Raw genomic sequence first — 9,154 nt, forward strand, 5'->3', positions numbered from 1 at the left:
GTAGTCCGCGTCTGCGCCCACCGGAACTCCGACGCCCACCGGAGCTCCGACGCCGATGCTGGACAGCGGATCGCCAGCCATACCCCCATCATGTCATGCATTAACGATGACGCATACGCGGATGGTGCTCCGCGCGCGGACGGTGGCATCTCGTCAAGCCGTACCGGCAGGTTCGGGTCAGGAGGTCCGGGTCAGGATGCGTGCAGGAAGTGGTCGAGGACGCGGACGCCGAAACGCAGCGAGTCGAGCGGCACCCGTTCGTCCACCCCGTGGAACATGCCGGAGAAGTCCAGGTCGGGCGGCAGCAGCAACGGGGAGAACCCGAAGCAGCGGATGCCGAGCCGGGAGAAGGACTTCGCGTCCGTACCGCCGGAGAGCATGTAGGGCACGGCCCGGGCGATCGGGTCCTCGGCGCGCAGCGACGTGGCCATCGCCTCCACCAGCGCGCCGTCGAAGCTGGTCTCCAACGCCTGGTCGTGGACGACCCATTCGCGACGGATGTCCGGCCCGAGAATCTCGTCGAGCTGGCGGATGAACTCCTCCTCCTGACCGGGCAGATAGCGACCATCGACGTAGGCGGTGGCCTCGCCCGGGATCACGTTGACCTTATGACCGGCCTCGAGCTGGGTCGGGTTGGCGGTGTTACGCAGCGTAGCGCCGATCATCCGGGCGATCGGGCCGAGCTTCGCGACGGTCGCCTCCAGGTCGTCCAGGTCGAACTCGATGCCGAGCGCCTCCCCGAGGGAGTTCAGGAACACCCGGACCGTCGGGGTCATGACCAGCGGGAAGGTGTGCCGGCCGAGCCTCGCCACCGCCTCGCACAGCGCCGTCACCGCGTTGTCATCGCTGATCATCGAACCGTGGCCGGCCCGGCCGGCCGCGGTCAGCTTCATCCAGGCGATGCCCTTCTCCGCCGTCTCGATGAGGTAAAGGCGCAGGTCGTCGGAGACGGTGTAGGAGAACCCGCCGACCTCGCTGATCGCCTCAGAGCAGTCGGCGAACAGGTCGGGATGGTTCTCGACGAGCCAGCGCGCCCCGAGGGCACCGCCGGCCTCCTCGTCCGCGACGAAGGCGACGACGAGGTCCCGGGGTGGCCTGCGGCCGGTGCGGACGATGTCGCGGATGACCGCGAGGGTCATCGCGTCCATGTCCTTCATGTCCACCGCGCCCCGGCCCCACAGGCAGCCGTCGGCCTCCTCGCCAGCGAATGGCGGCAGGCGCCACTCGCTGGCATCCGCCGGCACCACGTCGAGATGACCGTGGACGAGCAACGGCGCACGCGAGGGATCCGCCCCCTCCAGCCGGGTCACCACGCTGGTGCGGCCCGGAGCCGACTCCAGCAGGGTCGGCTCGAGGCCCACCTCCGCGAGCTTCGCCGCGACGTACTCCGCGATCGGACGCTCGTTGCCGTCGCCGTTGCCACGGTTAACCGACTCGAAGCGGAGCATCTCCCGACAGAGCTCGACCACCTCGCCCTCCGCCGACGGGGCGGTCACCGGCAGGCGCAGGCCACCGGTGCGGTCGGGGGGGGTCGTGGACGCACTCGCCATGCCGCCTAGTCTGCCCCGTCGGGGGTGCAGCCGCCGGATTCGGGCCGTACCGTGAAGCAGAGTCGTAACCAGCCTGCAGCATTGCGCGTCCCGCTGCAGCATTGCGCCGTCCCGCGGGACGACCGGCATAGCGCGGGCATAGCATGGCACCCGTGCCAACGCCGCACCTGCAGGGCGAGAAAGCGACGCTGCTGGCGACGCTGTACGGCAGAGCGCTGGACGCCGGGTCGGCTGACCCCATCCTGCACGACACCATGGCTCTGGACGCCGTCAAAAAGATCGACTTTGACTTCACCAGAACCGGTCTGCGCCGCAGCGAACACGCCCTCGTCGCGCTCAGGGCCAGGCACTTCGACGAGTGGACCCGCGAGTTCCTCACCACGCATCCGAAAGCCACCGTGCTGCACCTGAGCTGCGGCCTGGACACCCGCGCCTACCGCCTCGACCCCGGCCCCGGCGTGCGCTGGTTCGACGTGGACTACCCCAATGTGATGGATCTACGCCGGCAGCTGTACCCACCGCGTCAGGGTTACACGCTGCTCGGCTCGTCCGTGACCGACCCGTCCTGGCTGGCGCAGATACCGAGTGATCTTCCCGTGCTGATGGTCGCCGAAGGCCTGACCATGTACCTCCGCGAGGACGAAGGCACGGCAGTCCTCCGCCGGATCGTCCAACACTCCCCCGGCGGCCAGTTGGTCTTCGACGCCCTCAGCAGACGCGGTATCCGGATGCAGCGGTTCAACAAGACGATCCAGGCCGCCGGGGCGACCGTCTCCTGGGGCATCGACAGCTGCGCGGAACTTGAGGCGATCGACCCCCGGCTGCGGTGCGTGACCGCCATGAGCGCTTTCGACCTTGACCGGTCCGGGACGCTGCCGGCGGGCTATCGTGTGATGGCCGCGGTGGCGACGCTGGCCCCCGCCCTGCGACGGATGGCGGCCTTCTACCGGCTGGACTTCTGACGGACGTCTCCGCCCTGATCGGCGGCCCGGTCTTCAGATTGACGAGAAGCCGCTATCACCTTTCCTCCTCGCCCTCCTTGCCTTTCCAGAGCCTTTCGTGTCCGATTTATCCCTCTGGAAAGACAAGGGCAAGAGCAAGTCAGAACAGGTCAGACGGCAGGACGGCGGCGGAGCAGGTAGGTATCCATGATCCAGCCTTTACGCTCGCGGGCCTCGGCGCGGGTCCGTTCGATCAGTCCGCCGACCTCGGCGACCGGACCGTGCAGCAGGACCTCGTCCGGGGTGCCGAGGTAGGCGCCCCAGTAGATGTCGACGTCGTCGGCAGGCAGGGCCAGGAAGGTATTCTCGGCATCGAGCATGACGACGACGTCGTCGACCCCCGGCGGGAATCCGGCGGCGAGCCGGCGACCGGTCGTGATCTCGACCGGGCCGCCGATCCGGTTCAGGATCAGCCGGTGGCTGGCGGCGAGCGCCTGCACGCTGGTGATCCCCGGGATCACCTCGTAGTCGAACCGCACCACGCCCCGCGCCACGATCCGGTCGATGATGCGCAGCGTGCTGTCATACAGCGACGGATCACCCCAGACCAGGAACGCCCCGCAGCCGTCCTCGCCCAGCTCGTCGAGCATCATCCGCTCGTACAGCGCGGCCCGGCGGGAATGCCAGTCCTCGACGGCGGCAGTGTAGTCCGTCGGGGACCGGTCGCGGCTCGGGTCACGGGCCTCGACGATCCGGTAGCCGTTCCCCTCGACGTGCCGGTCGAGGATCTCCCGCCGCAGCCGGACCAGGTCCTCCTTCGCCGCCCCCTTGTCCAGGACAAAGAAGACGTCGGCCCGGTTCAGCGCCCTGACGGCCTGGATCGTCAGCTGGTCGGGGTCGCCGGCACCGATGCCAATGACGAGGATCGTGCGCATCTCAGCGCGGATCGGACCCGGCCGTGCTCACCGAATCCGGGCCCGCCGTAGCTGCCGGGCCCGGGGCGGCGCCCACCCCTGGGACGATCTTGCCGGGGTTGAGGTTGCGGCCCGGGTCGATGCCGTCGAACAGCGCCGTGAGCAGGCGCACGCCGGCTGGTGAGATGTCGTCGGCGAGCCAGCGCGCATGCTCGACACCGACCGCGTGGTGGTGGGACAGGGTGCCGGCATGCTCGATGAAGCCTTGCTGGATCGCGGACTTCACCGTGTCGTACCCGCCGATCGCCTCCAGCGTCACCGGGGAGGCGTAGGCGAACGTGAAGTACAGGCAGGCCCCGGAGTGGTACGAGTGCGACAGGTGGCACATGATCCAACCGGTCACGCCGATCTCGGCGAACGCCTTGTTCGCCCGTGCGACCACCCCCCGGTACAGCGGGCCGAGCTGCGACCAGGACGTCGACGTCTCCGACACGTCGGCCATCGCGCCCTGGCCGAGCAGGAAGTCCCGGATGTACGGGGTGTCGAACTTCTTCTGGTCGTAGAGCTGCCCCGGGCCGGTGCCGACACAGATCCCGCCCCGGCGCGCGACGATCGCCCCGACCAGCTTGCGCTGGGCCTTGACGTGCGCGGGTGAACCCTCGAAGCCAATGAACGACAGGCACATCTGATCGAGGTCGTACCTGCGGACCCGGCGCAGGTACTGCTTCATACCGGCCGAGACGAGACTCGAGGCCAGGGAGCCGCGCTTGCGGGTGGCGAAGGAGAACCGCGTCTCGTTGGCGTCGGAGACCCGGGTAACCGTCGGCGCGGCCTCGCTCGCGGCGATCTCCCGCATGGCCAGCAGTGCCGCGTCCCAGGTCGGGAAGAAGTAGCCGAGGATCACGCGCTGCTCGGGCACCCGGTGCACCTGCACGGTGGCCTCGGTGATGATCCCGAGCCGCCCCTCGCTGCCGAGAATCATCTCCCGCACGCTCGGGCCGGTCGACTGGCTGGGCACGGGCCGGGTGACGAGTACCCCGGCAGGGGTCACCACCCGCACCGCCCTGGTGATCTCCGCGATATCGCCGTACTTGTCGGACTGCATGCCCGACGAGCGGGTGGCGATCCAGCCGCCGAGGGTGGAGTGGGCGAAGCTGTCCGGGAAGTGGCCGAGCGTCCAGCTCTGCGCGGCCAGCTGCTCCTCCAGGTCCGGGCCGAGGGCGCCGGCCTGGATGCGGGCGAGGCGGGCGTCGGCGTCGATCTCCAGCACCCGGTCGAGCCGGCCGAGGTCGACGGAGATCACCGGGCGGGTCTCAGCGCGCGGCGCCTCGAGACTGCCGGAGATGTTGGTGCCGCCGCCGAACGGGATGACGACCGCGTCCGAGGCCAGCGCCGCGGCCAGCACCGCCCGGACCGCCCCCTCGTCTCCCGGGTAGACGACGACGTCGGGCAGCCGGCCGAGGTCGTGGTTACGAACCCGGACGAGGTCTCGCAGGCTCTTGCCGTAGGCGTGCACGACCCGCGCCTGTGCGTCGGTGGTGACGTGCTCCGCACCGGCGGCGTCGACGAGCGCGACGCGCAGCGACTCCGGCAGCACGGGGTCCGCGATCGTCAGGTCCGCGAAGGCCGGTGGCTGGGCCGGCGGGTGGGTGATGTCGAGCCCGATGTGCGTGCGGATGAACGGCGCGAGGTCGGGCTTGTCACTGTGGCTGAAGGAGACACTCTCCTTGCCCCAGCCCCACCACTTCATGTGCGTGACCAACGATGGCTCCTCGACAGGGACGGGACGGAGGACGACGACTCCAGGGAAGGGCTAAGGGGGAGGGCGGCGGACCGCTCAGGTGCCGGCGAGGCGTTCGACGACCGGCGCCATGGCGGTCAACGCGTCCAGGGAGACCCCGATCGTGCTGAGGCCGAAACGCTCGCGGCGCTCGACGAGGTCGTCGACGATCTCGTCGACCGACCCGCACAGCGCGTGCGGGGTCGCGAGCGCCTGTTCGGAGGTGAGCCCGAACCCGGCGGCCAGCTGCTCGGCAACCTGGGTGCGGTTGTCGGTGACGACGACGAGGTGGATGCGGACCTGAAGGGTGAGATCGTCCCAACGGGCGCCGGCGGCCTCCCGGATCCAGCGGACCTTCTCCTCGGTCGCCGCCGTCGTCGCGTTGGCGCCGAGCGAGGCATCGATCACTCCGCCGACCATGTTCATGTTCAGCCCGATGATGTCGGCCTCGCGGGCGGCGAGGGTCAGCAGCCGGCGCCCGCCACCACCGATCACGATCGGCGGGTGGGGCCGCTGCACCGGCTTCGGCGTCCCGTTCAGGCCGACGACCTGGTAGTGGGTGCCGCTGTAGGTGAACGGCCCGTCGGCGAACATCCCCTTGATGACAGCGAGGGACTCGGCAAGCCGGCCGATGCGCGCCCCCGGCGGGTCGAGCGGCAGACCGGCTCGGGAGTAGTCGGAGGTCATCCAGCCGGCTCCGAGGCCGAGTTCGAACCGTCCGCCGGACAGCGCGTCGAGGGTCGCTGCCTCTTTGGCCAGCACCACCGGATGGCGGTAGTCGTTGCTGAACACCATCGCGCCGATCCGCAGCGTCGTCGTCGCGTCGGCCGCGGCCATCAGCGCCGCGATCGGCGCGACCTGCTCGTCGAGATGGTCGGAGACGGTCAACGTCGCGTAGCCGAGATCCTCGACCCGGCGGGCGAGGTCGGCCCATGACCGGGCGCTCACCTCGGCGGGGGAGGAACACTGGATGTTGAACCGGAACGGCCGTTTGTACGGCCCGCCGGAGACCTCGGTCACCGCAGTCACTCCTCACTCACCGGGGCATCTCCAGGATGGGACACCTCGAGGACGGGCACTCGCCGGTGACATCCTCGAGGACGAGGCGGGTACCAAGATAGCCCGTCGGGCGACCGGCGACCGCCGTTGACCGTCCCCGGCGCGACCCGGCCGGTGCCTGACCATCACCCGGCCCGGCCCGACCGATACCTGGCCGTCACCGGCCCGACCCGACCGGCGCCTGACCATCACCGGCCCGACCGGCGCCGCGACCGCAGGTACTCGCCGGCCGCCCGTGCCTGCTCCGGGGTCGGCGGCGGCTCGCGCAGCGCCTGGACGGCGGCACGGCGCGCCTCCCCGGTCAGCCGGTCGACGTAGAGGATCCCGTCGAGATGGTCGACCTCGTGCTGGAAGCAGCGCGCAAGCAGGCCCTCACCGGCGTACTCGACCGGCTGCCCCCTAACGTCCACCCCACGGACCCGCGCGGCCAGCGCCCGCGTGGTCGGGAAGTGCAGCCCCGGGACGGACAGGCATCCCTCCGGGTCGTGCTGCTGGGTCCCGCCGGGCTGCCGGGCCTCCCCAGGCTGCCCCGGGTCCGGGCCGAGTTCCAGCACCGGGTTCACCACCATCCGTGGCACCCGTGGGACCGACTCGTCACGCGGGTCGTAGTCGACGTCGAAGACGAACAGGCGCAGCCCGACCCCGATCTGCGGGGCGGCGAGCCCCACCCCGGGCGCGTCGTACATGGTGTCGATCATGTCGGTGACCAGCCGACCGAGCGCAGTGCCGAACTCCGTGACCAGCGTGGTCGGAGTGCGCAGAACGGGATCACCAACAGTGCGGATCGGGAGCACGGTCATGCGGGACACTGTGCCACGTGAATCGTGAAGGACACCTGGATCGTGAAGGACAGTCGGACGGATCGTGACGGCCGGCGTGGCGATCCGTCCGCCGCCGGGATCGCCGCGTTGCGCGCCCGCGGGGAGCGGGTCACCCCAGCCCGCCGGGCGGTGCTCCAGGTGCTCGCCGACACGAGCGAGCACCTGTCCGTCGACGACGTCTTCGCCCGGGCGGAGACGATCGTCCCGGGCCTGCACCGCACCACCGTCTATCGCGCGGTGGAGACCCTCGGCGACCTCGGCCTGGTCACCCACGTCCACCCCGACCACGGGCCGGCCGTCTACCATCTGGCGGCGGCCCTCACCGGCGGCGCCCACCTGCACGTCCGGTGCCGCTCCTGCGGCACGATCCTCGACGTGCCCGCGGACCTGCTCGACGACGTCGCGCGCCGGCTCGCCACCACCGTCGGGTTCACCCTGCAGCCCGACCACGCCGCCCTTGCCGGCCGGTGCCGCGCCTGTTCGGCGAGGGCCCCGTCCGTAGACGGGGACCTCGCACCCGCGTGACGAGGGCCCGCGGGCGGCGCGGCGAGGGCCTCGCACCGGCGTAATCTCGCAGGTACCGACTATCGCGAGGAGGCCGCGGGGATGTCGCCGGAGCAGGGCCCGGTCGTGCTGGGCATCGAGACGTCCTGCGACGAGACCGGGGTGGGGCTCGTCCGGAACGGCACGCTGCTGGGCGAGGCCCTGTCGACGAGCATGGACCAGCACGCCCGCTACGGCGGAGTGGTCCCCGAGATCGCCGCCCGGGCCCACGTGCAGGCGCTGGTGCCCTGCGTGCGCGCGGCGCTGTCTTCGGCGGGGCTGTCCGCGGCGGACATCGGCGCCATCGCAGTCACCGCCGGCCCCGGCCTCGCCACCGCCCTGCACGTCGGGGTGGCCGCGGCGAAGGCGTACGCCACGGCGCTCGACGTTCCCCTCTACGGCGTGCACCATCTCGCCGGTCACCTCGCCGCGGACCTCGTCGACGGCGAACCGCTGCCCGATCCCCTCATTGCCCTGATCGTCTCCGGCGGGCACACGTCGCTACTGCGGGTGGGGGACCTCGCCCGCGACCCGATCATCCACCTCGGCGACACGCTTGACGACGCGGCCGGAGAGTGCTTCGACAAGGTCGCCCGGGTGCTCGGCCTGCCCTATCCGGGCGGTCCCGCGGTCGACCGGGCCGCGGTCGGCCACGATGCGACGGCGCTGGCCTTCCCCCGGCCGCTGACCGGCCGGGCGGACGCGCCCTACACCTTCTCGTTCTCGGGACTGAAGACCGCCGTCGCCCGGCGGGTCGAGTCGCATCCCGACTCCCCCATACCGGCCGGCGATGTGATCGCTTCCTTCCAGGAGGCGGTCGTCGACGTGCTCACCGCCAAAGCGGTCCGTGTCTGCCTCGACCACGGGATCGGTGACCTGCTCATCGTCGGCGGGGTCGCGGCGAACAGCCGACTGCGGGCGCTGGCGGCCAGCCGCTGCGAGCAGACCGGCCTGCGGCTGCGGATACCGGCCCGTCGGCGGTGCACGGACAACGGCGTGATGATCGCGACGTTGGGTGACCTGCTCGTCCGCGCCGGCGCCGAGCCCTCCCCCGCCGAGCTCACCGCCAGGCCGGGCGCGTTCCTCGAACGGGCCCAGCTCGGCGTCGCGCTGCCGGCCCTGCATGCCGCGTGAGCACCGACGGGTCCCTCGAACGGGAGAAGCGCGACGATGCACCTCGGGCATGAGGAGTTCCAGAGAAGCGGCGGGCGGGCCGGTGCGGGACCAGCCGGTGCGGATCGGGGTCGGCGGCCCGGTGGGCAGCGGTAAGACGGCCCTGGTCGCCGCGCTGTGCCGGGCCCTGTCGTCGAGCCTACGCATCGGGGTGGTGACGAACGACATCTACACCACCGAGGACGCCGACTTCCTGCGCCGGGCCGGCGTGCTCGATCCCGAACGGATCCGCGCGGTCGAGACCGGCTGCTGCCCGCACACCGCGATTCGCGACGACATCACCGCGAACCTGGACATGGTCGAGGACCTGGAGACCGACACCGGCCCCCTGGGGATCGTCATTAAATAAGTTGATCATTTGATCTGTGTTTGG

At 70.9% G+C, this 9,154-nt stretch carries 8 protein-coding genes and 1 pseudogene; 4 read left to right on the top strand and 5 right to left on the bottom strand.

The features are described from left to right. Positions 1-191 precede the first annotated feature (191 nt). Positions 192-1,550 (bottom strand): M20/M25/M40 family metallo-hydrolase, encoded by a 1,359-nt coding sequence (locus AC08OJ_RS02980; RefSeq protein ID WP_476595006.1) that lies wholly within the window; start codon positions 1,548-1,550, stop codon positions 192-194. A gap of 143 nt (positions 1,551-1,693) precedes the next feature. On the opposite strand from AC08OJ_RS02980, the gene AC08OJ_RS02985 reads away from it, so the two are divergent. Next, a complete protein-coding gene (locus tag AC08OJ_RS02985) occupies positions 1,694-2,512 on the top strand; it encodes a class I SAM-dependent methyltransferase (protein ID WP_476595007.1) in 819 nt (272 codons plus the stop codon). A 149-nt stretch (positions 2,513-2,661) separates the two neighbouring features. Here the strand turns inward: AC08OJ_RS02985 and cobF are convergent, their stop codons facing one another. From cobF to def, 4 genes are all read right to left on the bottom strand, one after another. Further along, on the bottom strand, positions 2,662-3,426 hold the full coding sequence (cobF, locus tag AC08OJ_RS02990) for a precorrin-6A synthase (deacetylating) (protein WP_476591970.1): 765 nt from the start codon (positions 3,424-3,426) through the stop codon (positions 2,662-2,664). 1 nt (position 3,427) lies between these two features. Then, complete coding sequence (locus tag AC08OJ_RS02995; RefSeq protein WP_476595008.1) at positions 3,428-5,167, bottom strand: FAD-binding oxidoreductase; 1,740 nt, start codon at positions 5,165-5,167, stop codon at positions 3,428-3,430. Between the two features lie 75 nt (positions 5,168-5,242). Further along, positions 5,243-6,205, bottom strand: a complete 963-nt coding sequence (locus AC08OJ_RS03000; protein ID WP_476595009.1) for an LLM class F420-dependent oxidoreductase — start codon at positions 6,203-6,205, stop codon at positions 5,243-5,245. 227 nt (positions 6,206-6,432) lie between these two features. Beyond that, a complete protein-coding gene (def, locus tag AC08OJ_RS03005; RefSeq protein ID WP_476591967.1) occupies positions 6,433-7,044 on the bottom strand; it encodes a peptide deformylase in 612 nt (203 codons plus the stop codon). Between the two features lie 24 nt (positions 7,045-7,068). On the opposite strand from def, the gene AC08OJ_RS03010 reads away from it, so the two are divergent. The 3 genes and pseudogenes from AC08OJ_RS03010 to AC08OJ_RS03020 form a co-directional block, all read left to right on the top strand. After that, positions 7,069-7,590, top strand: coding sequence for a Fur family transcriptional regulator (locus AC08OJ_RS03010; RefSeq protein WP_476595010.1), 522 nt, complete (start codon positions 7,069-7,071; stop codon positions 7,588-7,590). Positions 7,591-7,671: 81 nt separating this feature from the next. Beyond that, positions 7,672-8,742, top strand: coding sequence for a tRNA (adenosine(37)-N6)-threonylcarbamoyltransferase complex transferase subunit TsaD (tsaD, locus tag AC08OJ_RS03015; protein WP_476595011.1), 1,071 nt, complete (start codon positions 7,672-7,674; stop codon positions 8,740-8,742). Positions 8,743-8,791: 49 nt separating this feature from the next. Further along, positions 8,792-9,124 (top strand): annotated as a pseudogene (locus tag AC08OJ_RS03020) (GTP-binding protein); the annotation flags it as partial. Positions 9,125-9,154 lie beyond the last annotated feature (30 nt).

The sequence above is a fragment of the Frankia sp. CgKIO3 genome (assembly GCF_977946435.1).

Excerpts from the sequence above, each read along its gene's own strand:
- AC08OJ_RS02980 (WP_476595006.1), bottom strand. The coding sequence starts at position 1,550 with ATGGCGAGTGCGTCCACGACCCCCCCCGACCGCACCGGTGGCCTGCGC.
- AC08OJ_RS02985 (WP_476595007.1), top strand. The coding sequence starts at position 1,694 with ATGGCACCCGTGCCAACGCCGCACCTGCAGGGCGAGAAAGCGACGCTG.
- cobF (WP_476591970.1), bottom strand. The coding sequence starts at position 3,426 with ATGCGCACGATCCTCGTCATTGGCATCGGTGCCGGCGACCCCGACCAG.
- def (WP_476591967.1), bottom strand. The coding sequence starts at position 7,044 with ATGACCGTGCTCCCGATCCGCACTGTTGGTGATCCCGTTCTGCGCACT.
- tsaD (WP_476595011.1), top strand. The coding sequence starts at position 7,672 with ATGTCGCCGGAGCAGGGCCCGGTCGTGCTGGGCATCGAGACGTCCTGC.